This is a genomic window from Bombilactobacillus sp. ESL1097 (assembly GCF_058107205.1).
The window spans coordinates 132,001-157,703 of the sequence record NZ_JBYLUB010000002.1; the positions used below are offsets into that span (position 1 = coordinate 132,001).

Genomic DNA, 25,703 nt, shown 5'->3' on the forward strand with positions numbered 1-25,703 from the left:
ATCTAGGTGTAGAAATGACAAGTGTAGAAGACTATTTAAAGCAAAATGTTTTTGGCAAGCCGCAACTAAAACCCGATGAAAAACGTAAATTTTTGGGTAATTTTCAAGAGCGAGTCGCGTTAGCTTTAACGGTAGCACAAGTGCGCCAAGTGCAAAATTTGGCAGTAGTTAAACAAGTCATGCAAAGATATCCGCAGTATCATTTGTATATTAATGGTCGTTTGAGTCATAGTTATCGTCAGCCATTAGTGAAACTAGCGGTGCAATTAAATTATGCTTTTACGATTATCAATCAACAAAATCTGAGAACCGCCACTAAAGCATTAGGTGATCAAGAAATGGGATTGGTGATTGCAGATGCCAAACAAGCTGTTAAAGGCCCAATTCTGATTTAATTTAAATGATGGTTAACAACAAATTAATCATTCAGTTTGTAAAGTAAAACTTCAATTTTTTACTTAAACGTTCCTCAGCTTTTAGGCGACTTTTGTTGCAGTATTATTTGAAACAGTAACGGACCAGAAATTCACGTAAAATTTTAAATACCGGATAAAAGGTGATCAGGATGATTAAGCTCCAATAAAGTTGTTGATGGTGAAATAAATTCAACAGCTCAAAAGGTTTGCCCCAACCAATGAACATGAGTAGATTAGTGATAAAAAGGAGGGTGAAAATAATTAGTGTACCGCGATTAATGGGGCGCGAGATAGTCCATAATGCAGCAAAACTGATCATGCTAACGGCAAAAACTGCCAAGGTGGAAGTTAACGGGTAATGAAGTTGATACTTAGTACCAAATAAAACAAGTAAGACTACAAATAATGTAATATCTAAAGCAGCTGGCAACGCCACTTGCATAACATTTTTGTAAAAGCGGCCTTCAGGAGGACGAAAATCGGGCTGCAAGGCTAAAAATAAGGTGGGAATTCCTACGGTTAAAGCGTTAATCGGCGTTAATTGTGCCGGATGAAAAGGATAGTTGGTGCGCATAACAATAAAACAAATGGTTAACAGCACTGAATACATAGTTTTAATCAGATATAAGGCTGCTACTCGTTCAATGTTATTAATAACGCGCCGCCCTTCATTCAGAACGTAAATCATGGAATCAAAATCTTGGTTTAATAAAACAAAGTCGGCAGCACTTTCAGCGGCATCACTGTTGCCCGCAATAGCAATGCCACAATCCGATTGGCGCATTGCTAAAACATCGTTGACTCCATCACCGGTCATGGCGATTTGGTGCTGGTTTTGTTGTAAACCTTTGATTAATTTTTGCTTTTGCTCCGGTAAAGTACGCCCGAAAACAGTATATTTTTGGGCAATTTGGCCGTAATCTTCGAGGGAACGGTCTACAGCCACACTGGACATATCAATAGCTTTGATGTCGGTACTTAAATTAACTTGTTGTGCAATGGTTTGAACGGTAGCCGGATCGTCGCCAGAAATGATTTTTAAAGCGACACCTTGCGTTTGAAGATATTGAAAAGTATTAGCCGCCGTCGGTCGCACTTCATCTTGAATTAAAAGATAGCCTAAGAGTTGTGGCTGTTCAATGGTTTCAGTAATGAGTTTTGGTGAATGGACGACAGCCAAGACACGATAACCTTGTTGCGCATAAGTTTGCGCGCGCTTAATTTGGTCAGTGTCATGTAAGATAAAATTCGGGGCACCTAAGGCAAACGAGCCTTGGTGTTTTAAATTAACGGCGGACCATTTACGTTGTGAAGAAAAAGCGACGATACTCTCAATGGCTGGTAAATCAGCTGCTGGTTCTTGCGCTGTTAAAATGGCCTGGGCCGTTTCATTGGTTTCATTGGTAGCACGAACGATAGTTTGACTAATGGCTAACAACTGTTGCGTAGTTAAACTTTCCGCAATTACTTGAGTTAATTGCAGGTTGCCCGTGGTAATGGTGCCGGTTTTGTCTAAGCATAGTGTATCAACGCGTGCTAAGGATTCGAGCGCCGTCATAGATTTGACCAGGACTTGTTTATGGCTCAAGTGAACCGCGCCAACGGCCAGGGCCACAGAAGTTAGTAAGACGAGCCCCTGAGGAATCATGCCGATAATGGATGCGGAGGTTCCTAAAATGGCCGCTGACCAATTATGGGAATGCTGAAAACTGCTCCAAAAGAGCAATAATCCTAAGGGGACAATGATATAGGTGAGAACTTTGATAATTTGGTTGATGATGTTTAATAATTGTGAAACATTGTGTTGTTGTTGCTTGGCAGAATTGGCTAAGCGATTCGCAAAGCTTTGCTCCCCCACAGCTGTTAATTCAACCAGGGCCTGGCCACTAACAACGGAACTGCCGGATAGAACTTGATCATTTTCGGTTTTAATGACCGGGGTTGATTCGCCAGTAAGGTTAGATTCATCAACTTCTAAATGGGAGGTTTGCCGAACGCGACCATCGGCGGGAATTTGGTTACCACGCTGTAAGATTACGAGATCATGCAAGACTAACTCATCTTGAAAGACCGTAGTTTGCTGTCCAGCACGGAGAACTTGGGTTTTTTGGCGATTTAAAAAAGTTAAATGATCCAACTGCCTTTTAGCGTGGATTTCTTGATATGTACCGATGATAAAATTGGCGACGACGGGTCCTAAAAAGAACAGATTAGCGAAACGACCAGTGCTAAAAATCAAAATGGCAATGACTAAATTGACCAGATTAAATAAAGTAATCAGATTTTTTGATATAATTTTAGAGATTGGTGTGGAATTTTGATTTTTGACCTGATTAGTATTGCCATGCTGGCACTGTTCTTGCACCTGTTGTTGACTCAGACCAGTTTGGACGTTAGTACCTTTCATGAGTTCACCTCAATTATGATATACGAATGATTGTAGTCTTATTTTGTAAAAAAATTGTGAAGAAGGAATTAATTTGTTAAGAAATATTTTTTTTGATTTAGATGGAACCCTAGTTGATAGTGGCTTAGGAATTATGAATTCCTTGAAGTTTGCGTATCAAACGGAAGGCTTAGCAGTCCCATCTGATAGCCAATTACGGAAGTTCATTGGGCCACCTTTGATGGAAAGCTTGGCGCAATACAGTCAAATTCCGGCACACAGTGAATTGTCGACTAAACTGATTGCAGATTTTCAAGATTACTATGGTCGAAAAGGTTGGTTAGAATTAAATCTTTATCCGCAGATTACTGAAATGTTAGCACAATTACGCCAATTAGGAAAACAACTTTTTGTGGCAACAGCCAAACCGGAGAATTTTGCGCGTCAAATTTTAGCAGAATTAAACTTAACAGACCAATTTAATGGTATTTACGGCGCTGATTTGAGTGAAACCATGTCTAAAAAAGAGATCATCGCTCAAGCTTTAACTGATAATCAATTAACAGCCGCCGAAACGCTGATGATTGGTGACCGTAATACGGACGTTCTCGGCGCACAAGCTAATCAAATAGCAACGATTGGGGTATTGTACGGTTTTGGTACGGCTCAAGAATTACAGCAGGCGGGCGTCATTGATTTAATTGAGCAACCGTTAGATTTAGTGAAGAAGGTTCAGGCATGATCAAAAAGCACTGGAAAGCATTGGTGATCACTTTAGTCGTGTTGTTGCTCGCGGCAGATTTGGGTGGCGCCTATTATTTGTTTAATTTTGCAATTAAAAAGGGGGGCTACAGTGCCCGTAACGCTGGTCAAGCATTAACGACCAGTGAGCTATGGGCCAAAAAAGCGCCGCAGCAAGTTTGGCAGCAAACAACAAGTGACAAAGCACGAGTTCATTTAAAAGCGCGCTATTATCCAGCTGCTCAGACTACGAAGAAAACGATGTTATTGGCTCATGGCTATGGCGATAATAGTTTAACAATGGGTGCATATATTAAATTATTCCATCAAGCAGGCTATAATGTTTTAGCACCGGATGATCGTGCTTCAGGACGCAGTGGTGGCCAATACTTGGGCTACGGTTGGTTAGATCGCAAGGATTATCAAGGCTGGGTGCAGCAAATTTTACGTAAAAATGGCACGCAGAGTCAGATTGGTTTATTTGGCGTTAGTATGGGTGCGGCCACGGTCATGTATTATTTGGGGTTAAACGTGCCGCAGCAAGTCAAATTTGCGGTTGCTGATTGTGGCTACGCTTCGATTAAGGGTGAATTGGAACACGAATTACAGGCCCTCTTTCACTTGCCAAGTTTTCCGTTGATTCCAACCGCTAATATGTTTACTAAAATGATTGCCAAGTATAGTTTTTATGATGCGGATACTGCGCAAACTTTAAAGCATAATCACGTACCACTGTTTATTATTCACGGTACTAAAGACACTTTCGTGCCGACTAAAAATGCGCGGATTAACTATGATAATGACCATGGTCCTAAAAAATTGTGGTTAGTGAAAGGCGCTAGTCATGCGCAGTCTTATCAAAAACAACCACAACAATATCAAACCAAAGTCTTAGACTGGGCACAACATTATTTTAAATAGTTGGGTTTTAATATCAGTTGTATATGTAAAAAAGAACTTTCCGGATGGAAAGTTCTTTTTTTGCTTTGAAGCGGAATTGAGCACAATTTTTATGTGACATTGCTCTCAGAAGCATAAGTTTGTATCTAGCTACAGTAATAGTGTAGCTTTGACCCGCTCTTTGTCACAACTTTAATTTAATCGTGCAAAGTAAATTGTAAATTCATCCGTGGAGCCACTAAGCCCACCATCTCACCTAATAATTCGGTCGAATTGGTCAAAGAAATTTGGGCCATTTGGTCATTAACTTGGGTTAAATAACTGGGGACATCACTTTCTTTAATCGCTTGTTGATCGGCTTGAATTTGTAAATGACGACAAGCGGCGACCGTTTTTTGTTCGAAAGCATTCTCGGAATCTTCAACCAAATTAAAATGTCCATCACCAAAAGCGGCTAAAGTATTAGCTAACCAGTACATTTTTTGAGGATCAAATTGGTCAGTGGTATCGCGATAAGTTGCTGGAGTATCATTAATATTAGCATAAAAAGGAATTACTGCGTTAAAAGTATTGGGGCCAAAGGCTAACCAATGAACACCGGCAATTTCTTGAGGAACATTATTGCGAATCTGTAAAATGTGTAACTCTTGATTGCGGTTGATGCCAATAGGCCGGAATAATTTCTTTTGTTCCGCACTATTGGTTGTACCATAAACATCATACGGCGTGTTTTGGTAATGGGAACTTAAGACAAACTTGACATCTTCAATGCTGATTTTTTTCGTTGTCTGACAAATAAAAGGCAAGTCTTGATCAATTGGTGTCGTTTGAAATTCGGGATTGAAATATTTTTGTCCGAACCACGCACGAGGATTATTGTAACGAGTATCTTTGATAGTGGCACTACCAAAAATATGACGTAAATTATAGCCTTCGGGATCGGGATTTAAGTTGTTTTGTTCAATTAAGTCCTCTAAATCGCTACAGCAGAGGGTATCGGGCGATTGAAAATCAAAATCAGTAATGTTAAAGCGATTAGGAGCAATTACATAAGAATCATCAGGAATCCGGATTGCGGCCCAGTGGTGACCGGCAATACTTTCGAAATACCAAACTTCATCATTATCGGCAAAGCAAATGCCGTTAGTCTCATAGGTGCCGTAGTCTTCTAACAATTGTCCTAAACGTTCTACTCCTTGGCGCGCACTGTGGATATAGGGCAAGACAATGGTGGGGATATCTTCTTCTCCTAAGCCATCGTCGACTAAGGGGTCCAGCCCCAAAATGCGGCTATTGGTGGTAATCGTTTCTGTAGCACTCATAGCGACATTTTCACTATTGATCCCTGCCGCTGCCCAGAGCCCGTGACCACTAACAGCTTCCGGAGTGGAAGTATAGCCTAACGGATTGGCTGGTAAATCCAAATTGAATTTACTTAAAACAGCTTGATAATGATGCGGTTGATCTTCAGGTTTCACGTAAACAAATTTTTGTGGATGCAGCGGTGCATTACCGTCTTCATTGCGCGCAATGATGGTCGAACCATCAATGGATGCATTCTTTCCGACTAGAATTGTTGTACAAGAACCTTTTTTTCGGTGTGGTTTCATGATAAGCCTCTCTTAATTATTTATTTCACCTATATTTTAAGCCAATTCCTGAAGAAATACAGTAGGTTTCACGGTTTTTATCGAATTTCCAAATCAAAAAACGCAACTGGCTGAAAAATTGCCAGTTGCGTTTAGTCAATAAATTTAATTGTTATTATTCTTCGTTTAAGGAGCTACGATCAAAGGCAGCAGATTTTAATTCTTCATCAATTGATGGAGTACCTAACCAACCGATCATTTCCTTCATGGAATCAGTAATAGCTTCAGCACCAGGAAGAAGTAACTTACGAGGATCATAACCCTTGTTAGCTTTATCTTCATCTTTGTGTTCTTCAAAGTATTTACGAGTAGCTTCTTGGAAAGCTAATTGGAATTCTGTGTTGATGTTCACTTTAGAAATACCAAGAGAGATCGCCTTCTTGATTTGTTCTTCAGGAATACCAGAACCACCATGCAAAACTAAAGGTACATCAACGGCATCAGCGATTTCTTTCAAACGGTCAAAGTTTAAGCCCGTCCAGCCTTCTGGATAAACACCGTGGATATTACCAATTCCACAAGCTAATTTGTCAACGCCAGCAGCAACAAAGGCTTTAGCATCTTCAACAGAAGCTAATTCGCCACCTTCAGCGCCTTGGTTTTCACCGATTTTACCAATTTCAGCTTCAACAGAAATACCACGTTCATGAGCCAACTTAACGATTTCTTTGGTCTTAGCCAAGTTCTCTTCTGTTGGTAAAGCATGACCATCAAACATAACTGATGAATAGCCTAATTTGATACATTCAATGGCTGAGTCATAGTCACCGTGATCCAAGTTCAAAACAACTGGAACGGAGATGTTCATGGAATCCATTTGATCTTCGACCATGTCTTTGACGAATTTGTAACCACCCATATATTTAGCAGCGCCAGTAGAAACTTGAATTAATAATGGAGTTCTTGTTTCTTCAGCAGCCCGCAAAATAGCGCGTGTCCATTCAACGTTGTTAGTGTTATAAGCACCAACAGCATAATGATTTTTCCGTGCGTCTTTAAAGATTTGATTACCGTTATCTAAATAAGCCATTTAAATACCCTCCTAGATGTACAACCTACAGACACATTGTACCGTAATTCTGAAAATGGAACAATCATTTCCATGATGTAATCGATTTTAAATCGGAATTGTTAGTAATTGTGTGATCTGAGCAACAGAACGAGGTAATTTTTTTCTTAATTTAGATAAAAAATGATAAAGCAAATGCCAAGACACAAACACCAATAATAATGTTCCAAAAATATCGAGCTAAAAATTCCCAACCATTATTAATAGGCTGAGAGCGCTTTTTGTTTTTAGATACAGTGATAGTTTTATTTTTAAAATCTGAACCAAAGAGCAGTTCTTCAACAGGTACCTTGAAACAATCGGCAATCGCCTGGATTTTATTTAGATCGGGAGTAGCTTCTTGAAGTTCCCACTTGGAGATGGTTTGCCGGGTAACATTTAAACTTTGAGCTAATTGTTCTTGTGAGATTCCTTTTTCTTTTCTTAATTGTAAGAGTTGAGCTGCAAATTGGATTTTCATAGGTTAAGGCTCCTTGCTTTTTTAATCTAAATATAGCTAAAAATAGCGAGTGCTACCAGCAAATTTTCCCGGGAAATTGCGCAAATTAAAATGGCATATGGGCAATTCTAATTTGCTTGTTTTTAAATACTTATTCTGAAACTTTTTCTATCTCTCAAAAAAATTAAATCATGTAAAACTAAAGAGATGTTTGTTCTTGGCGAACTTGAATAGGTAATTTACCATACATTTTTTTAAAAAGATTTCGAGTAGTTCTAGGATTTTTGAGACCATATTTATTCATAAGATCTTTAATAGATAAATCAGTATCAATTAAATCCTGATAAAAGGCGGTTAATCTTAATTTATAAATATATTGTGTAATTGTGATATCGGTTTGCTGTTTAAATAAGCGGGATAAATAACTGGCGTTGTAATCAAACATTTTGGCTAAATCCTGGACCTTGATTTGCTGTGTAAAGTGATTATTAATGTAAACGATAATGTCTTTTAAATAACTAGTGCTTTCCGATGTTTGTTCTTGACTTTGAGCAAAATTGTCGATTAATTGTTGCATTATTTGCAAGATAATCGTTCCAATCTTTAAATTAGTGCTGGGAGTCTTGGTTTGAACGATGGTATTCAATTGCTTAAGTAGAGCCATAATTATTTGTGCAGGCTGGGAATTGTTATCAATGATTTGAAAATTTAACTTTTCCGGATGTGTCAGATAAGGCTCGATGAATTGTAATGGTATTTGTAAAACTAGTGATTGATTGGGCGTATTAGTGACATCGTGAATAACACCGGAAGAAACTACAATAAATTGATTAGGATATACCGGATGAGTTTGCCCGTCAAAGTTAAATAATAGTTTGCCTTTCATCACAAAAACTAATTCAATACTACTATGCCAGTGAAAGGGTACATAACCATTGATAGTGACGTCTGATTCATAAAAGCGCACACCAATTTTTAAATTGGGAATAACATTTTCATGATGATCCAAAATTTTCATTACCTTTCTAAAAGCGACAATTCTTACATCTTAATGTTAATTTATTTACTAAACAAACTAAATCAATTGACACAAAATCGCTTTCATTATAGCATGATTTCAGTTAATTAATAACCAGATTATGCTATTAATCAATATTTTTAATGGGGAGAGTTTTTATGTCAGAGATTAATAATCCAATTATTCCGGGAATGGCACCAGATCCTTCGATCATTAGAGTGGGAGACGATTATTACATTGCTACTTCCACTTTTCATTGGAATCCAGCTATTCAAATTTTTCACTCCAAAGATTTAGTAAATTGGCAGCTAATTTCTTATGCACTAACAGCTGGAGAAATTAATTTGCGAGGAACTAATACACCAGCTGGTATTTGGGCACCACATCTATCGTTTGATGAACACCAACAGAAATTTTGGTTAATTTTTTCGCATATGCAAAATATGGCTGGTCGTGAATTTAACGCGGATTCCTACATTATGTCGGCTGATAGAATCACTGGTCCGTGGACTAAACCAGCTTATGTGACATCCATTGGATTTGATCCAGCCTTATTTCATGATACTGATGGCAAACATTATCTTTCTATTTTAGAGTGGGAAAGTCGTACTGGTTTTCAAGCTCCAGGACATATTGTCATTGCGCAGATTGATTTGCCAACTTGCAAAGTTGGTCCATGGCATCGAGTTGCGACGCACTTTACGACTAGAGGATGTGCCGAAGCACCACAAATTTACCGGCATAATTCCTATTATTATCTATTAATTGCTGCGGGGGGAACTGGTTATGCTCATGGAGTTGAAATTGGTCGCTCATCACAGATTTTTGGTCCATATCAACCTAACCCGACAGGCGAACCGATTATTACGTCTTCGCCACATCATCTTTTCTCTCTAGGCGATCCTGACGCGGGACATTTTGAAATGTATAATCCCAATTCACCAATGCAAAAAGCAGGCCATGGTTCACTGGTTGAAACTCCTAATCATGAATGGTATTTAGCACATTTGATGTCACGGCCTTTACCAACAACTAAGTTAAATCCATTAGGACGTGAAACTTCCTTACAAAAAATGGTTTGGAATCAAGAAGATTGGTTAGAAATGGCAGATGGCTCTAACTTAGCCAAAATTAAAGTTGCTGCTCCGAAAGGAACCACTGCTGTTCAACATGATCATGATAGTTTTCAAGATGAATTTGAACAAAAGACTTATGATTTACGTTTTATGACACCTTATCATGAACAGAGTTCTGATTGGGTTAATACGACTGATAATCCAGGTCATTTGCGCATTTATGGTCGTAATTCATTCTTTTCACAGGACGATCCATCTATTATGGCGACTCGTGCAACCTCCTTTAATTATGAGGTACAGACTAGTCTGCGATTTCAACCACAGCATTATTCGCAAACGGCTGGTTTAGGACTTTATTATGACTCTAATAACTGGTTGTACGCACGCTTATGTCAAACTGACGATGAACAAGGTGTAGTTTTAAGAATTTTACAAGCCAAATTAGGTGAACGCATTGATCATCTATTTAATGAAGTAGCGATAACTGCGGGGCATATTGAGCTCAAATTGAAGTATCAAGCAGGAATGGTGACTGTTAGTTACCGTTTTTCAACGAATGAATCATGGAAAATTTTGGAAAATCAGATTGATGTTACTTATCTATCAGATGAAGGCGTTAATGGAGAACCTGGTGAAATTGGTGGTTTTACAGGATTATTTAATTTTATCGGAGCAGTAGATGCTTACCAACATCAGTCGTTTGCGGATTTTGATTATTATCGCGTTGAAAATTTTAAAGAGGAGTAAGATGACCTATGAAAAAATTAACGATTCCTTTAAAGCGGTTAGTTCCAGGATTGATTATTGGCCCAGCTAGTTGGTTAGGACCATATGTAACTTTAAATAGTTTATTTTTACCGGCAATTATTCAGCATTTAGATGCAGCTAATAAGGTGAATATTGTGGCGTTATTTTCAACTTGTGGTATGATTGCAGCCGCCTTATCTAATATGGTGGCTGGGGCCTTATCTGATCGCACCCGTTCACGTTTTGGCAAGCGGGCACCTTGGATTTTTGGAGGATCTTTAGCGTTCATGATCTTAATGATTATGGCATCTTTTGCCAAAAGTATTCCTTATTTATTAGTGATTTGGATTTTAGGACAAATTGCTTTGAATACTATTGTGGCACCAATGGTGGCTTGGTTAGATTTAGCTCCTGAAGAAGGAAAGGGAACTGCTTCTTCGGCTTATGGTGGCTTAGGGATGGCTTTGGGGAATAATGCCTTTAATATTGTTGGAGCAATGTTTTTAAGCCATTATCAATTAGGATTTTTGATTTTTGGTATCTTTACTTTTGTAGGAACTACAGTTGCGACGATTATTGTTCATGAACCATCTAATTTGGATGAGCAAATTGAAGTTTCTAAAAAAGATAAAACACATAATCATTGGTCTTGGAAAGAAATTAAGGCAATTTTTCCTGGTTGGTCTGTTGGTCGCGATTATTATTTAGGATTAATTGGTAAATTTTTTCAAGGTATCGGCAATTTTGCGATTACAGGTTATATTTTGTATATTATGACTGATTTTTTACATCGTGGTAGTCAAACGCAATCTTCCATTCAGTTAGTTAATACTATTATGGTGATTTTGGGTGTCTTGATGGGCTTTACTGCTGGCCCCATTTCTGATAAATTGAAAATTTTAAAAATTCCAGTAGGTTTCTCAACGATTTTCTTAGCTATTGGTGCTTTGACCTTATTCTTAGTGCGTAATACGGCTGGAATTGTAATTTACTCATTGTTTGCCGGATTAGGAATGGGTATTTGGAACTCTTTAGATAATTTGTTAAATCTGGAAGTTATCCCGGATCAGAATCGAGTGGCCTTTTTCTTAGGAATTTATAATTTAGGTAATACTATTACTCAAGCTTTAGCACCAGTGATTGCGGCAGCGGTTATCTCTTGGTTCCATTTTTCAGCCATTTTTATTGTTTCATTTGCTTTTTCCTTAATTGGTGGAATTTCCATTTTGTGTATTAAATCAGTTAAAAAATAGTTGGATTGAGTTGTTAGAAATTCAATCTTAAAATAAAAGACTAGAGTTACAAAGTGGTTTAGAAGTTGAATGGTTTAATCTGATAATATCTAACTTCTACAATGTGCTCTAGTCTTTTATTTTTAATTCAAAAACAAATCTTGAACAGGATCATCAATCAATATTAGTGTTATTCAGAATCAAGTCATATTGATCTAAATCTAAAACGTGATGTGTAATTAACGAGCATGCTCCCAATAAAATAGCATGGTGTGAATGCTTAGTTAATTGTAAACTAGGAATCATTTTTAACTCACTGGTGGTCGCTTGAATTGCTTTAAAAATACTTGGCAGTTCTTCCATTAGCGGAGAATTAATAAATATTTTTTCTGGTGCAAAAGAAACCGCTGCATTAAAAATAATGCGAGCAATGGAGGTGATAAAAGAATCCAAAACTGCTTGAACTTCTGGATCGTTTTGTTGAAGTAATTGTTCGAGGTCTTGGCGATTAAAAGAAGATACTTGTTTTTGTTCTTTAACAGTGTCTAAGATGGCGTCTTCTGAGCAATATTGTTCAACTTTTTCATATTGATATTGATTGTGATGGGTAAACATTAAGGAATTACCGATTTCACCGGCAGCACCATTGGAACCATAGTAAAGGTGCCGATTTAAAATAATTCCGGCACCGATTCCTTTGTGGATGCTAATACATAAAATATTGTCTTCATTTTTAGCTTCGTTAAAATCACGTTCATAAACGGCTGATAAATTAGCTTCATTCTCTAAAATAACTGGAACGTGATATTTGGTTTGGTATTTTTGAACTAGATCAATATTGTCCATTTTTAAAAATGGTGATTTGAGAATTTTATTTTGAAAAACTACACCATGAATGGAAAAGCAAATCCCCAATAACCCATTGGTAGTCTCAGTTTCTTGTTTTATAAACGTATCAATGGTTTGATCGATTAATTTGAGAATGTCTTGAATATTATGCTTAGTTAATTCCTTAGTTTGGTAATAAGCAATACTGCCATTCAAGTAGTTAGCCATAAAGTGGAGGTGTCGATAACCAATATCAATACTGATGGTATACCCAAACTTTTCATTTAAACTAACTAAAACGGGTTTTCGACCGCCATTTTTGGAGGCTGAGCCATTACCAACTTCTTTCAAATAACCTACTTGTTCAATTTCATTGTATAGAGCGGTAATTGATGATTTATTAAGTTCTAAATTGCGGGCAATTTCAATTCGAGAAATAGGACCATTATTAATGACTTGCTGTAAAACACGATTGATATTATTTTGATGAAAAGCCTTACGACTAGCAATTTTGCTCATGCTTTTCCTACACTTTCTTTAGAATTTAGTTGGTTTAATTATACAACTTTAAAAAAAAAGATATATAGAAAGTGTTTTTTGGCCCCTATGACAAAATGCTGTTCTAAATATTCTTTATTAACTAAAAAATCTCCAAGCAATCATTCTTACGCTTGAAGATTTTATAAATAACTTTAGTGCTTAAATTTGAGTAATTCCTTACTGATCTTTTTAGTTTGGGGATAAACTTCTTGATAGATTTGATGTAAAGCTTGATATTGTTGAACGTTATCTGGCTGAGGGGTATAACTTTTATTAAGATGGATAAAAGTGTTAGCACAGTTATTAAAGCTGTCAAACCACTTTAAGCCTACTGCGGCAATCATTGCTGCTCCTAATCCAGGACCTTGTTCTGTCGTTAAGCAAACAACTTTTTTATTAAAAATATCTGCTTGCATTTGTAACCATAACTGACTTTTAGCACCACCGCCAATTGAGACTACGGTGTCAAACTGACAGTTATTTTGAGTATAAATATCTAATAAATCTTGTAGACTAAATGTGATACCTTCCATAACCGCTCGCACAAAGTCTTGTTTTTTGTGATTGCGATCTATGCCAATAAAACTACCACGAATCTGTGAATCGGCATAAGGAGTACGTTCGCCTACCAAATAAGGAGTAAATAACAATCCGTTAGCTCCCAGAGTTGACTGCTGGGCATCAGCAGTCATATCTTCAAAGCTATTATTGGGATAAAAAGTTTGCTTAAACCAATTAAAGGAATCACCTGCTGCTAAAGTAACACCCATAGAGTAGTAAGAATTAGATATGCCATGGCTTTCAAATTGAAGTTTGCCTTGATAATTGGTTTTGTCAGTTTCGTATTTGAGAATTACGCCAGATGTACCAATACTTGATAAAACCATATTAGGCTTTAAAATACCTGCACCAATAGCACCGGCAGCGTTATCAGCAGCACCGGCAAATGTTTTAGTAGTAGTCTGTAAGCCGGTTTTTTGAGCAAAAGCTGGTGTTATGAACCCAGTAAAGGCTGTGGATGGTATTAAATGAGGACACATACTCAGTGGAATATTAAATGTTTGACAAATTTCTGAACTCCAATTTTGTTTTTGAGCGTCGAGCATGACGGTACCGGTGGCATCAGAATAATCAGTTGCTAGATTACCAGTAATTTGATAGCGTAAGTAGTCTTTAGGTAATAAAAAAAGTTGGGCCTGTTGCCAGATTTCTGGTTCGTGCTCTTGTACCCAAAGTAATTTAGGCAAAGTAAAACCTTCTAGCGGTTTGTTATAAGTTATATCGATAAAACGTGGCCCCATTTTTTGCATAATTTCTTGACATTGCGAAGTAGTACGAGTGTCGTCCCATAAAATGGCTGGTCTTAAGATTTGGTTTTGTTTATTCAATAAAACTAAGCCATGCATTTGTCCAGAAAAACTTAAGCCTTCAACTTGTTTTGCTTGAATGGGAGAAGATTGTAGCAATGTTTGAATCGCGTTGCTGGTGCCCGTGACCCATAAGTTGGGGTCTTGCTCACTAAAACCTGGCCGGGGATGACTAACTGCAAATGAAGAACTGGTTTGTGCAATGATGATTCCATCTTGAGATACGGCCGATACTTTAACTGCGCTAGTTCCTAGATCAATTCCTAATACATACTTTTCCATGAAACTCATCTCCTTGAAAATAATAAAGACTGAGACTTCAAGGTAAAAAGGTTGTTACATAAACTTTTAGGCACTTTTTATCTTTACAGTCTCAGTCTTTAACTTGATTAATTTATTCACTCAAAGTAGAAATGATATATTGATTGATGATATCTTTGATTTGTTCCAGATGGTCAGATGATGTAGCAGCCCTTAATTCGGATTGTGGCTTATCAATGATATATTGTTCCAAACTATTGAAGTCTGCAGTTCCATTTTCTATTTCTGCGCCAATACCAGTTTGATAAGAACTATAGCGTTCAGACACAATGTTTTCTAGAACTTTGTCTTCCTTGAGCTTAACAGCAACTCTTAAGCCAGCAGCAAAGGTATCCATACCAACAATATGACTGTAGAATAAATCGTTAGCTTCAAAAGAAGAGCGCCGCGGCTTAGCATCAAAGTTTAAGCCACCATGTGGTCCAATGCTACCATTTTCAACAACTTCGTACATTGCGGCAACAGTTTCATATAAGTTAGATGGAAACTCATCAATGTCCCATCCTAATAACTTGTCTCCTTGATTAGCATCAAGTGATCCTAACAGTCCGGCATCTCTAGCCACTCGAATTTCGTGTTGATAAGTGTGTCCAGCTAAGTTGGCATGGTTGCCTTCAAGATTTAATTTAAAGTCTTTATCTAAGTCATATTCTTTCATAAAGCCAATGGTAGTGGCAGCATCAAAGTCATATTGATGGGTCATTGGTTCTTTTGGTTTAGGCTCTAATAACATTTGAGCATCAAATCCAATTTTTTTAGCATAATCTTTGGCCATATGGAAGAAGTGGGCGATATGCTCTTGTTCTTTTTTCATATCAGTATTCCAAAGTGATTCGTAGCCTTCACGCCCACCCCAAAACACATAGTTTTCAGAACCAACACGCTTGCCAATTTCCAAACTATGCTTTAATTGAGCAGCGGCATAGGCATAAATGTCGGCGTATGGTGAAGTGGCGGCTCCAGCAACGAAGCGCGGGTTGGTAAACATATTAGAAGTATTCCATAAAACTTTCATGCCAGTAGTTTTTTGGTATTCAACAATCTTATCTACGATTTTATCAAGGTTTTTATTAGTTTCCCTTAGGGTATCGCCTTCAGGAGCTAAATCACGATCATGAAATGCTAAAAAATCGACGCCTAATTTGTCATATAATTCAAAGGCAGCGTCAACCTTGGCTAGGGCATTATCCATTGGATCAGTGTATTTATCATAGGGGCGAATAGCAGTACCATCACCAAAAGGATCAACTAGTCGTTGATCAAAGGTATGCCAATAAGCAACCGAAAAACGTAACCAATCCCGCATTTTTTTGCCAGCAATCACTTCGTCAGGGTTATAGTAACGAAATCCGAGAGTAGATTTGGTATTGTTTTGATGACCAACATATTTTATTTTATCAATATTCCAATAACTCATGAGAAATTCCTCCCAATTAATTAGTTTGTATAAAAAACCAACTTAATTCAATTACTAAAATACATCTTTTATTTTTATAAGTCAAGCAATAATAAAGGGCTTACATTTTTAACTAATGAATAGATTGTTGGCTTTTGCTTCTTAGAGTTGCTTCGATTTCTTCCAGACTGCGATTTCTGGTTTCGAAAACGTATTTGTGCACGAACCAAAGAGCTGCGAAGCAAAGAATTCCATAACCAATAAATAAACTACCAGTACCAAAATAGTTTAATAAAGAAGGAAAAGTTAACGAAACAATCATATTGGTAGTCCAATTGATGACGCTAGAAAATGAATTGCCTAAACCGCGAATATTTAATGGAAAGACTTCACCAACCATGATCCACATAATTGGTCCCCAGGTTCCTGAGAAGAAAGCAATGTAAATAGTTAATGCTAATACGCAGATGATTGCCGCAATTTGTGATTTTCCAGAAAATTTCATGGCAAAACTCATAATAAATAATGAAGTCCCCATGCCAACGGAACCAATATTCAATAATTTTTTACGATCAATTTTATCCATTATAATGACGGCTACGGCAGTTACAATAACATTAAAGATGCCAATACCTATATGTGCTAATAATGCTGCAGAAACGCCAAAGCCTATATCGGTGAAAATTGTTGGTGCGTAGTATAAAACAGTATTGCACCCCATAATTTGTTGAAAAATAGCCAGTCCAATACCGATTATTAAAGCCGGACGCACTGTTTTACTAAATAATTCGCTCCAACCACCACTCTTAATTTGAGCAGCAGCATGAATGTTATTGAGTTCCGTTTCTACAGCAGCCTGGTTACCATGGTTCATGTTTAAGAGAATTTGCTTAGCTTGATCTTCATGTTGAATTTTGATTAAAAAGCGGGGACTTTCAGGTAATAATAATCCACCAAAGAATAGAATTGTAGCAGGAATAGCAGCAAAACCTAACATCCAACGCCAGCCTGTATACATTCCGGAAAAGGAATAGTTGGTGACATATGCGATAAAAATACCAATCATTACCATTAATTGAAATAAGCTAGAGACGGTACCACGTTTTTCTGCGGGTGCTAGTTCTGATAAATAAGTGGGGATTAAAGCTGAGGCCGCACCAACGGCCATCCCTAAAATAATTCTAAAAATAATCAGATTCCAAAATCCTTGCGAAAATGCTGAACCAATAGCTCCGATAAAAAAGATAATAGATGATAATAACAATAGTTTTCTTCTGCCAAACTTGTCAGAAAGTGGTCCAATGATTGCCGAACCAATGATTGCTCCAGCTAAGACGGCACTAACGACCCAACCTTGTTGCCAACTGTTTAAATGGAATTGCTTTTGAATAAATAAAATGGCTCCAGAAATAACGCCTGTATCGTAACCGAAAAGTAATCCACCTAATGCACCAAAAAAATAAATGAAACCAGTTGAAATTTTTTTCATGGTTTTTCCTCTTTTTTATTTTGTAATTAAGTTGGTTTATGATACAAACTATTATAGCAAAATAAAAAACGTTTTCAAACGTGTCTGAAGATAATAATATAGCTATTAAATAACATTTTTTGCTAATCTATTTTTAATATATATCTTGCAATTTTAATTTTTGGTGTTATAGTGATAACCATAAAAACTAAAAACATTCAGAAAGAGGAGTAAAATAGTTGAACTGGACAGTGAGTTGGGAGCGGTGAGAACCCAATACTAGAATTAACTATTCGAAAAACACTTTCGTCAGTTGTAGACCTGAAAATACTAGTTAAGTAAGGTTTGCCGGTAATGGCCGTTATCATCCATAGCGTATGTTTGTACGTGTTTGAGTTGGCTGCAAAGCAACTAGGGTGGTACCGCGAGTCCTTCGTCCCTTGATTGGGATGAAGGACTTTTTTTTAGTTTTATTTAATTGATAATTAATTAAGGAGGATATTTCCATGACATTAATAATTCCGAAAGACTATGATCCAAAATTATCAGTTCGAGAAACCGAAAAAGCAATTCGGTATATTCGGGAAACTTTTCAAACCGAATTTGGTGCAGCCATGCACTTAGAGCGATTAAGTGCGCCGATGTTCTTACAACATGGCACCGGTTTGAATGATAACTTAAATGGCGTGGAAACTCCGGTAGCGTTTAAGATGAAAGATTATCCTGATGACTCAATTGAGATTGTCCATTCGTTAGCTAAGTGGAAGCGCGCAGCACTACAAAAATATGGTTTTCAAGTTCATGAAGGTTTATATACAAACATGAATGCGATTCGCAAAGATGAAGATTTGGATAATTTTCACTCGATTTACGTTGATCAGTGGGATTGGGAACGAGTAATTACGCGCGAAGAACGCACATTAGATACATTAAAGCAAACTGTTAAGTTAATTTTTAAAGTAGTGAAGCATTTAGAAGATGAAGTCTGGTATCGTTATCCACAAGCAGTTTATCATTTGCCTGATGAAATACATTTCATTACCACACAAGAGTTATTAGATCGTTATCCAGATTTATCGCCCCGGGAACGTGAAAATGCGATTTGTAAAGAATTGGGCGCCGTTTTCTTAATGCAAATTGGCGGCGAATTAAGCAATGGTCAAAAACATGACGGCCGGGCGCCAGACTATGATGATTGGCAATTAAATGGTGATATCTTGTTCTGGTATGAACCGTTGCAAGCTGCTTTAGAGTTGTCCAGTATGGGGATTCGGGTTGACGAAAAATCGCTGCAAAGTCAGTTGGAACATGAAAAAGCAACTGACCGGTTAAAATATCCGTATCACCAAGGTATTTTGCATAACGAGTTACCATTAACGATTGGTGGTGGTATCGGGCAGTCCCGCTTATGCATGTTATTGTTAGGTAAAGCACATATTGGTGAAGTGCAAGCTAGTGTCTGGCCTGAAGAAATGCAAGAGCAATGTGCAGCGGCCAAAATCCAATTGCTGTAAAAAATGGTTTTGCAGTAGTTAATCAAAATTATTCTTATGCTCAATCTGCTCCAGAAAAACGAACAATAATGGTTTTAATTCATAACTCATCTAACTTGAGGAACGTAAATTTACGAGTTGTAATAGTATCATATCAATTTGTAAAATGAATTTAGAACATGTGGTTCTTAATAACTAAAAAAGACGCTCAAAAACTTTTCTGATAAGTTTAAGAACGCCTTTTTATATTGGTTTAAATCATTGTTATTTAGTTTAAAATTCATATTTGGGTAGTTTTATGGTTCAATTCTAGTCTTTGTCCGCAATCAAATGATCTAAGAAAATCTCTGTATTGTCTGCTGGAGCATGACCACCAATAGTCATATTTGATAAGTCATATTTCAACACGGAACTGCCAAAATTCATCAAAATTAAATTCAAAACTTCGGCTTCAACATTAATGTCTTTTTTAATAAGACCACGATGTTGTAATTCTTGAAAAAAATCGACAAACAGACGATAGCGCGTATCAAAAAATCTTTGGCTAGCATCAACTAGTTCTGGAAATTCATGTCCCTCTCGTACCGTGATTAAAAATGATAATTGGTGTTGGTCAATAAAATTCCGGTAATCTTGCATTGCACGTTGAAAATCAGCCCGCACATCACCGTTGATTTGAAAAGACTTAGCATTTGTTTGAATTTGCTTAATGTAATTATCAACTAAGTACTTTAATAAAGCCTTTTTGTTGGGAAAATGGCGAAATAAAGTACTCTCGTTAATGCCAGCTTCTTGGGCAATTTTGCGGGTGGTAGTTCCACGGTAGCCATATTTACTAGCTAATGTAGCAAACGCTAGCATAATTTTTTGGTCGGTATCGTCTGTCATAGTTAACTCAGCTTTCTTAAATCAACAAATGGTTGTTTTTTACGAATAATTATAATAATTAAATTCAAAACAATCAAACTAATTAATAAGAATAACTGGCCTTGAATATTGGCACTTAGACCATGACCGCCATAAAAATTAATCATGTCTGCCTGAATATTGTAATACATCGGTGAGATGTAGTGCATGGTGCGATAAAAGCCATTCATAGCACTCACTGGCAGCATGCCCGCACCAGAAACTACTTGAATCATTGTGAGCAAAATATTTAATGTGACGCCAATTTGACCAATGGCAAAGTAGATAACACTGGTAAAATTAAATGCAGTCAGCATGAAGATACTGTGAACCAACCAGAGTACCCCAAAATTTAGCTGGTGGAGATTTAACATGACACTCATGAACCAGGAAATTAGGCCGCCATTAACGAAAGAAATTAACAAGTAGACAATCTCAATATGGAAAAAAGCTTGAAAACGGCCGATCTGTTGGGTAAATTTGGCATAAGTTCCGTAAAGTAATAGTGCGGCAATCATCGTACCTAAAAATAAAGCAATGGTGGCGAAAAAAGGCGCCATGGAATAATTCATGCCCTGTTTAACGGGATTGGTGGTGTGTAGTTGAACTTTAATAACAGGTTGGCTCTGTTTTTGTGCTTGCTGTTTGGCGACTCGCAGAATTGTTTGCGCTTTGGCCTGGGCTGCTTTTTGCGCCTGCTGTTGTTGCTGGTGAACTTGGCGTTGTAATTGGGCAGTTAATTTGGCCTGCTGTTCTTTGGGGGCGATAGCAATTTGTTGTTTGGCTTGGGTAACTTTTACTTGGGCCGCTTGCTGTTGTTGGACTAGTGTTTGCTTTAATGCAGTTAATTGTGGTTGAGCTAGTTTTAAAGTAGTCTGTTTCAAAGTTAGCTGTCGTGTAAGCTGGGAGCTAACTTTTTGAGTTACCGTGTTCAAACTAGTATTAACACTAGTGGGATTGGCTTGATTAACATAAAAGGTTAATTGTGGTCGCTTATTGTGCAATGCTTGTTGTGCAAAATGGGCAGGAATATCAATAATTAAATAAGTTTTGCGCGCTGCTAAATTAGCTTGCGCCTGTTGGAGATCTCGAGTTTCATGAATGTGCTTAAAAGGAAGCTGCTTTTTTAATTGCTGACTAATTTGGTGATTAGATTTGGATTGATTGACAATAGTCACTGGTAATTGGTCCAAGTTGTTGGGCATGGCTTGATAACCAGTAAAATAAATCAAAAAAACGAAAATTCCAAACAATAAAGTTACTAGAAAACCTAAGATAGTGCCGCGATTACTTAAAAATTTTTTCAAATGCATGATTTCAACTCCTTATTTTGATATAGGAGAGCATACGCGCATTCGTTTTTAAAAGCAAGCACGTACTTGCTAAAAATTGTTAAATAAATTATCTTAAGGAAAGACAAAGTGGTTTGGAATAAAACAATACTCGTCTAAATTGATGACAAAATTTTTTGATTCCAGATTCATTATGTAGGCGCAACAAAGTTTGAATAGTGGCAGCAATGTGTCATCAATCCCCATTTTTGTAGCACTTAGTGGAAAATTCTTTTAATTCTGGAAAATTTTGGCATAATTTGTGGGATAGTCAGATTAATGTGAAGGAAGGCAACAAAGATGAATTACCAAAGTTGGAAAACGTTTATGAACTTCAGTTATTTAGCAACCTTTTTAATATTGCTGTTTTTGGGTGTAGGAACCAATATGCTCTCACAACAATTGGAATTTAATTATTTAATAATTGGGATTGTGTTTATCGCGTTCGGGTTGAGATTTGATTTATTTGATAATCGGTGGTTACCGAAATTAACACGTCGTTTTCATTCCCATATTTTAAATCAAATTAATTTTTGGGGACAATGGTTTGTGCTGGTACTTTTGACGCAAGATGTATTTATTAATAATTATGTTTTGAAAACTTGGTTGGCACACAGCTCATTTTTTATCAGCACGTTCTGGCTCATCTTGTTGATGACATTATTATCCATTAGTAGTGTTTTTACTATCACATTAGTACGGCCACATCATCGCTGGTCGTTAATAGTAGTATTGCCATTATTGATTATTTTAGTTTATGAATTCATGATTAATATTTTTGCAGGCTATACTTATTCTGCGGTACCAATCCCGCACGGTCTGCTCTTTTGGAGAAATTCACTCTTGGCCTGCATGGTTTTTATGATCATTCCGTTTATCTATATTTCTATTCAGGAATTACAATTAAAACCTATCATTTTATGGAACTGGACAGGCTTGAAAAAGAAGGGGATTCTCTTTGGTTCCATGATTATTTTCTTTATCATTATCTTTTATTTGGATTCAGCAGTTTGGCTTCATCCTCTCAAAACTTGGCAGTGGCCCAATCTGGAGCAAATAGTCTTTTCAGTTCGTTCGGGAGTGTTGGAAGAACTGCTTTATCGCGGTTTATTTTTAAGCCTGGGATTGTCTTATGTTAAAAAGCATTCCGGTTATGGCTTTGCTATTTGGAGTTCTTCAATCGCTTTTGGTTTAATGCACGTAATGAATCTTTTCAGTGCACCACAGCACTGGCAAGCGGTACTCTTATCGACAATTGATGCGGCGGGCATTGGGGTTTTCTTTGCTGTTTTATATTTAATTACCGATAATCTATTACTAGTGATACTAATCCATACATTGTGGGACTTGTGCCAAAATGCAGTGACTGGAAGTGGCAATATGAGTGTTAATGGGGGATTAGGATTACTGATTGTTTTGAGTGTTTTTGTCTTGAGTTTCTTGTATTCTAGTTGGCTGGCGAAACGCTATCTCACTACTCGGCAAAGTCAATTAGGTTAAAAATATTATCTTAATTCAATTGTACCAATTAAAAAAGCATTACAATCAAAATTAATTTCTGATTGTAATGCTTTTAATTTTTAAAGTTATGGTGCAATTATTCATTTGATGATGGAACCGACTTTTGATTGGCTGGTTTATTAATAGTTACTAAAAATTTATTAACATAAGAATGCTCGAAATCCACCACTTTAAAGGTGAATTTATCTAACTGGACAATACTGTTTAAATGCAAGTTCGGATTTTGATCAAGCATATAGCCAGATAAAGTAACGGAGTCCACGTCTTCAAATTCAGCTAGATCGACTTTGAAGTAACGTTCAAAATCATAAAGTGTGGTTTGTCCACTAACTGAATAAGAACCATCATGATTATTGATGATGTACTCTTCAGAAACATTATCAACTTCATCTTTAACCGTACCAAACAATTCTTCATAAATATCTTTGTCAGTGACAATACCACTGGTACCACCGTACTCGTCGACGACGACGACGATGGGCGTTTGTTTGGCAATCATTTGCGTTAAGATATTATGAATCGGCATATTTTCGGGCACGGTCACAATGGAACGCAGCATACGACTAATGGGAATCTGGCCATTAACCTGTTTTTGCCGCACTAAATCATAAATATAAACGTAACCTAAAATTTTGTCTTTGTTATTATTCGCCACAACTGGAAAACGTGAAAAACCTTGCTGTAAATAATCTTTAATGACTTCATTGACAGTGTCAGTTACATCAACAACATAAAGCCGGGTGCGATCAATCATGATATCTTTAGCTACTTTGTCATTGAGATCAAAGGCTCGTTGCATATAAAGTAAGTCATTTTTGTCTAATTCGCCGTTGCTGACCGAATCACGTGATAAACGCAAAATTTCTGATTGACTAAAAACTTCACTTTCTGAGTCAGCGGGCTTCATTCCGATCATTTTGACAATGCCCGTTGCCGAAATATTCAGTAGCCAGACGAAAGGATAGGCTAAGGTGTGAAAGGCTTGCAGTGGCGTGACAGTTAATAGAAGCATTTTCATTGGTAAATCAATACTGATATTTTTCGGGACAATTTCAGTGATTACCACTTGCAGGTAAGTTAATAAAAGCAAAGCAACCACAGAACTAATAGCATGAAGCGTTGTTGAAGATTTCAATGAAATACCCAAAACTTGATCAAAGAAAGATTGCAAGGTGTCTTCACCAATCCAACCTAAAATTAAACTGGTCACCGTTGTGCCCACTTGAGTAGTGGATAAGTACTCATTTAAGTTGTTGACCATGTGTAGTGCACGGCGTAATTTTTTTTGATTTCCTTGCTTATTTTCAATTGCATCTTCAATTTGGCTCACGCGAGTGGTTACTAAGGCAAACTCAGCCAAAATAAAGAAGAAAGCAATCGCAAAGATGACAACAATCCAGATAAGGTTGATAAATATCTGAGCGTCTGACAAAACAATTATTCCCCATTTCAAAGTGAATTTTGAGACTAATTATACCAGTGATAGCCAGATTATTCTATGAGAGAGGTACGGTAATTAGTTTCGATTAGCTATCTAATGATTATTATATAATGGTTGCTGACCTTTTAGGGATGAGAAAAGACAGCTTTTAAAAGTAACGGTGCGACTAATGTTGTGGCGATAATAGCACCAATAATTGCTGAGTAACGATTACTGGAGAATAAATGACTCTGTAGTCCTAACTGGGCAATAATTAAAGCCATTTCCCCGCGCGAGATCATCCCAGCACCGATGATAGCAGAACTATGTCTAGAAAATTTAGTTAAGCGCGCACCTAAACCAGCACCTAACATTTTTGCGATGATACCACCAATAGCTAATACTAAAAATAATCCCATGTTTTGCAGAATTCCGGATAGAGAAATATTCAAGCCAATGCTGACAAAAAAGACTGGAATAAAGATGGCATAGCCGATGGGCTGCAATTCGTGATTGATACTCGTTTGATGGTTAGTTTGACCGATAGCTAGGCCAGCAAAAAAGGCCCCGATAACATCACTTAAACCGACTGCATTGGCTAGAACAGCTAAGCTAAGGCAAATCATTAAGGCCATAATAGTTTCGGAATTGGGAAGTAGCAATTGAGAACTAAGTTGCATCAGATAGGGAATTACCCACCGACCAAGAACTAATAAAACTATCAAATAGCCAACTTGAAGTGCTAGTGTCAACGGTAAATGTTGCTGCTGGGTGCTAGTTGTAACATGACTTCCGACAAAACTAAGCAAGATGCTAAAAACGATAACTGCCAAAATATCATCGACTACCGCTGCACCGAGAATCGTGGCTCCTTCGGCACTGGTCAATTGGTTCATTTCTTGTAAAACAACAATAGAAATGGAAACGGAAGTTGCAGCAAATGTCACACCTAAAAATAAGCTGTCTAATTGTGAAAAATGAAAAAAGCGGCCAGTAAAATAAGCGGTGAAAATTGGTAAAATCATCCCCAATACTGCGACCGAAATGCTGGGACGCCAAAAGCGGCGGAGGGTCGATAAGTCGCTTTCCAGTCCGGCCATGAACATTAGCAAGACGACGCCAATCTCTGCAAAAGTTTGGAGTAAATTGTTTGGCTGGACCCAATGCAAAAATGCCGGGCCTAAAATGATGCCACTCAACAATTCACCGATAACAGTCGGGAGGTGCAATCGACTACTAAGATGACCTAAAATAGTGGTGGTGATTAAGATTAAACATAATGAACTCATAAACTTCATTAGCGAACAAACTCCTTCAAATCATAAAAAAAGACTTTCAAAAAAGTCTTTGGCAACCCAAACCAAAGCAAATTCTTGAAAGTCGAAACTCCAACCAATACTTATTAAAAAATTGATAATCATTGATATCTTAACAGAAAT

At 37.2% G+C, this 25,703-nt stretch carries 20 protein-coding genes and 1 other annotated feature; of the genes, 7 read left to right on the plus strand and 13 right to left on the minus strand.

The genetic code is table 11. The annotated features are described in order from the left end of the window. Positions 1–14: 14 nt before the first annotated feature. The gene (locus AC3B6D_RS04855) at positions 15–395 is read left to right on the plus strand and encodes a YueI family protein (RefSeq protein WP_489769418.1); all 381 of its coding nucleotides are present in this window, start codon (positions 15–17) and stop codon (positions 393–395) included. 103 nt (positions 396–498) lie between these two features. Here the strand turns inward: AC3B6D_RS04855 and AC3B6D_RS04860 are convergent, their stop codons facing one another. Continuing rightward, positions 499–2,823, minus strand: coding sequence for an HAD-IC family P-type ATPase (locus AC3B6D_RS04860; protein WP_489775050.1), 2,325 nt, complete (start codon positions 2,821–2,823; stop codon positions 499–501). 73 nt (positions 2,824–2,896) lie between these two features. Here AC3B6D_RS04860 and AC3B6D_RS04865 point away from each other — a divergent pair, with 73 nt between their 5' ends. After that, complete coding sequence (locus tag AC3B6D_RS04865) at positions 2,897–3,544, plus strand: HAD hydrolase-like protein (protein ID WP_489775003.1); 648 nt, start codon at positions 2,897–2,899, stop codon at positions 3,542–3,544. Further along, positions 3,541–4,464 (plus strand): alpha/beta hydrolase, encoded by a 924-nt coding sequence (locus tag AC3B6D_RS04870; RefSeq protein ID WP_489775051.1) that lies wholly within the window; start codon positions 3,541–3,543, stop codon positions 4,462–4,464. The genes AC3B6D_RS04865 and AC3B6D_RS04870 overlap by 4 nt, the downstream gene beginning before the upstream one ends. 176 nt (positions 4,465–4,640) lie before the next feature. Here the strand turns inward: AC3B6D_RS04870 and AC3B6D_RS04875 are convergent, their stop codons facing one another. The 4 genes from AC3B6D_RS04875 to AC3B6D_RS04890 form a co-directional block, all read right to left on the minus strand. Beyond that, positions 4,641–6,053: a C69 family dipeptidase gene (locus AC3B6D_RS04875; RefSeq protein WP_489775052.1), complete on the minus strand. Its 1,413-nt coding sequence runs from the start codon at positions 6,051–6,053 to the stop codon at positions 4,641–4,643. Positions 6,054–6,207: 154 nt separating this feature from the next. Continuing rightward, positions 6,208–7,122, minus strand: coding sequence for a class II fructose-1,6-bisphosphate aldolase (fba, locus tag AC3B6D_RS04880; RefSeq protein WP_489756784.1), 915 nt, complete (start codon positions 7,120–7,122; stop codon positions 6,208–6,210). A 151-nt stretch (positions 7,123–7,273) separates the two neighbouring features. Then, positions 7,274–7,621 carry a helix-turn-helix transcriptional regulator gene (locus AC3B6D_RS04885; protein WP_489775053.1) on the minus strand — a complete coding sequence of 116 codons (348 nt, stop codon included), beginning with the start codon at positions 7,619–7,621 and terminating at the stop codon, positions 7,274–7,276. Between the two features lie 178 nt (positions 7,622–7,799). Beyond that, complete coding sequence (locus AC3B6D_RS04890; protein WP_489769421.1) at positions 7,800–8,609, minus strand: helix-turn-helix transcriptional regulator; 810 nt, start codon at positions 8,607–8,609, stop codon at positions 7,800–7,802. Between the two features lie 167 nt (positions 8,610–8,776). Between AC3B6D_RS04890 and AC3B6D_RS04895 the strand changes: the two genes are divergently transcribed. Both AC3B6D_RS04895 and AC3B6D_RS04900 read left to right on the plus strand, forming a co-directional pair. Beyond that, positions 8,777–10,441, plus strand: coding sequence for a glycoside hydrolase family 43 protein (locus tag AC3B6D_RS04895; protein WP_489775054.1), 1,665 nt, complete (start codon positions 8,777–8,779; stop codon positions 10,439–10,441). Positions 10,442–10,449: 8 nt separating this feature from the next. After that, positions 10,450–11,694, plus strand: a complete 1,245-nt coding sequence (locus AC3B6D_RS04900) for an MFS transporter (protein WP_489756781.1) — start codon at positions 10,450–10,452, stop codon at positions 11,692–11,694. A 153-nt stretch (positions 11,695–11,847) separates the two neighbouring features. Here the strand turns inward: AC3B6D_RS04900 and AC3B6D_RS04905 are convergent, their stop codons facing one another. The 4 genes from AC3B6D_RS04905 to AC3B6D_RS04920 form a co-directional block, all read right to left on the minus strand. Then, entirely contained in the window at positions 11,848–13,020 is a 1,173-nt protein-coding gene (locus AC3B6D_RS04905; RefSeq protein ID WP_489756780.1) for an ROK family protein, read from the minus strand. A 173-nt stretch (positions 13,021–13,193) separates the two neighbouring features. Beyond that, positions 13,194–14,690 (minus strand): xylulokinase, encoded by a 1,497-nt coding sequence (gene xylB, locus AC3B6D_RS04910; RefSeq protein WP_489769423.1) that lies wholly within the window; start codon positions 14,688–14,690, stop codon positions 13,194–13,196. Between the two features lie 112 nt (positions 14,691–14,802). Further along, positions 14,803–16,146 carry a xylose isomerase gene (gene xylA / locus AC3B6D_RS04915; protein WP_489775055.1) on the minus strand — a complete coding sequence of 448 codons (1,344 nt, stop codon included), beginning with the start codon at positions 16,144–16,146 and terminating at the stop codon, positions 14,803–14,805. Positions 16,147–16,258: 112 nt separating this feature from the next. Beyond that, positions 16,259–17,614: a sugar porter family MFS transporter gene (locus AC3B6D_RS04920; RefSeq protein WP_489775056.1), complete on the minus strand. Its 1,356-nt coding sequence runs from the start codon at positions 17,612–17,614 to the stop codon at positions 16,259–16,261. A gap of 187 nt (positions 17,615–17,801) precedes the next feature. Then, positions 17,802–18,037 (plus strand) — a binding site (T-box leader). A 62-nt stretch (positions 18,038–18,099) separates the two neighbouring features. Between AC3B6D_RS04920 and asnA the strand changes: the two genes are divergently transcribed. Beyond that, positions 18,100–19,107, plus strand: a complete 1,008-nt coding sequence (asnA, locus tag AC3B6D_RS04925; RefSeq protein WP_489775057.1) for an aspartate--ammonia ligase — start codon at positions 18,100–18,102, stop codon at positions 19,105–19,107. A 288-nt stretch (positions 19,108–19,395) separates the two neighbouring features. Here asnA and AC3B6D_RS04930 read toward each other — a convergent pair whose 3' ends face one another. Together AC3B6D_RS04930 and AC3B6D_RS04935 are read right to left on the minus strand one after the other, a co-directional pair. Next, on the minus strand, positions 19,396–19,974 hold the full coding sequence (locus AC3B6D_RS04930; protein WP_489775058.1) for a TetR/AcrR family transcriptional regulator: 579 nt from the start codon (positions 19,972–19,974) through the stop codon (positions 19,396–19,398). 2 nt (positions 19,975–19,976) lie between these two features. Then, on the minus strand, positions 19,977–21,305 hold the full coding sequence (locus AC3B6D_RS04935) for a YhgE/Pip domain-containing protein (protein WP_489775059.1): 1,329 nt from the start codon (positions 21,303–21,305) through the stop codon (positions 19,977–19,979). Positions 21,306–21,623: 318 nt separating this feature from the next. Here AC3B6D_RS04935 and AC3B6D_RS04940 point away from each other — a divergent pair, with 318 nt between their 5' ends. Beyond that, positions 21,624–22,823 carry a CPBP family intramembrane glutamic endopeptidase gene (locus tag AC3B6D_RS04940; RefSeq protein ID WP_489775060.1) on the plus strand — a complete coding sequence of 400 codons (1,200 nt, stop codon included), beginning with the start codon at positions 21,624–21,626 and terminating at the stop codon, positions 22,821–22,823. A gap of 97 nt (positions 22,824–22,920) precedes the next feature. Here AC3B6D_RS04940 and AC3B6D_RS04945 read toward each other — a convergent pair whose 3' ends face one another. Both AC3B6D_RS04945 and AC3B6D_RS04950 read right to left on the minus strand, forming a co-directional pair. Continuing rightward, positions 22,921–24,276 carry a hemolysin family protein gene (locus AC3B6D_RS04945; RefSeq protein WP_489769428.1) on the minus strand — a complete coding sequence of 452 codons (1,356 nt, stop codon included), beginning with the start codon at positions 24,274–24,276 and terminating at the stop codon, positions 22,921–22,923. Between the two features lie 134 nt (positions 24,277–24,410). Next, positions 24,411–25,562, minus strand: coding sequence for a cation:proton antiporter (locus AC3B6D_RS04950; protein WP_489775061.1), 1,152 nt, complete (start codon positions 25,560–25,562; stop codon positions 24,411–24,413). Positions 25,563–25,703: the final 141 nt, after the last annotated feature.

Excerpts from the sequence above, each read along its gene's own strand:
- xylB (WP_489769423.1), bottom strand. The coding sequence starts at position 14,690 with ATGGAAAAGTATGTATTAGGAATTGATCTAGGAACTAGCGCAGTTAAA.
- xylA (WP_489775055.1), bottom strand. The coding sequence starts at position 16,146 with ATGAGTTATTGGAATATTGATAAAATAAAATATGTTGGTCATCAAAAC.
- AC3B6D_RS04930 (WP_489775058.1), bottom strand. The coding sequence starts at position 19,974 with ATGACAGACGATACCGACCAAAAAATTATGCTAGCGTTTGCTACATTA.
- AC3B6D_RS04875 (WP_489775052.1), bottom strand. The coding sequence starts at position 6,053 with ATGAAACCACACCGAAAAAAAGGTTCTTGTACAACAATTCTAGTCGGA.
- AC3B6D_RS04935 (WP_489775059.1), bottom strand. The coding sequence starts at position 21,305 with ATGCATTTGAAAAAATTTTTAAGTAATCGCGGCACTATCTTAGGTTTT.
- AC3B6D_RS04940 (WP_489775060.1), top strand. The coding sequence starts at position 21,624 with ATGAATTACCAAAGTTGGAAAACGTTTATGAACTTCAGTTATTTAGCA.
- AC3B6D_RS04870 (WP_489775051.1), top strand. The coding sequence starts at position 3,541 with ATGATCAAAAAGCACTGGAAAGCATTGGTGATCACTTTAGTCGTGTTG.
- asnA (WP_489775057.1), top strand. The coding sequence starts at position 18,100 with ATGACATTAATAATTCCGAAAGACTATGATCCAAAATTATCAGTTCGA.
- AC3B6D_RS04895 (WP_489775054.1), top strand. The coding sequence starts at position 8,777 with ATGTCAGAGATTAATAATCCAATTATTCCGGGAATGGCACCAGATCCT.
- AC3B6D_RS04900 (WP_489756781.1), top strand. The coding sequence starts at position 10,450 with ATGAAAAAATTAACGATTCCTTTAAAGCGGTTAGTTCCAGGATTGATT.
- AC3B6D_RS04950 (WP_489775061.1), bottom strand. The coding sequence starts at position 25,562 with ATGAAGTTTATGAGTTCATTATGTTTAATCTTAATCACCACCACTATT.
- AC3B6D_RS04885 (WP_489775053.1), bottom strand. The coding sequence starts at position 7,621 with ATGAAAATCCAATTTGCAGCTCAACTCTTACAATTAAGAAAAGAAAAA.
- AC3B6D_RS04860 (WP_489775050.1), bottom strand. The coding sequence starts at position 2,823 with ATGAAAGGTACTAACGTCCAAACTGGTCTGAGTCAACAACAGGTGCAA.
- AC3B6D_RS04920 (WP_489775056.1), bottom strand. The coding sequence starts at position 17,614 with ATGAAAAAAATTTCAACTGGTTTCATTTATTTTTTTGGTGCATTAGGT.
- AC3B6D_RS04855 (WP_489769418.1), top strand. The coding sequence starts at position 15 with ATGACAAGTGTAGAAGACTATTTAAAGCAAAATGTTTTTGGCAAGCCG.
- AC3B6D_RS04905 (WP_489756780.1), bottom strand. The coding sequence starts at position 13,020 with ATGAGCAAAATTGCTAGTCGTAAGGCTTTTCATCAAAATAATATCAAT.
- fba (WP_489756784.1), bottom strand. The coding sequence starts at position 7,122 with ATGGCTTATTTAGATAACGGTAATCAAATCTTTAAAGACGCACGGAAA.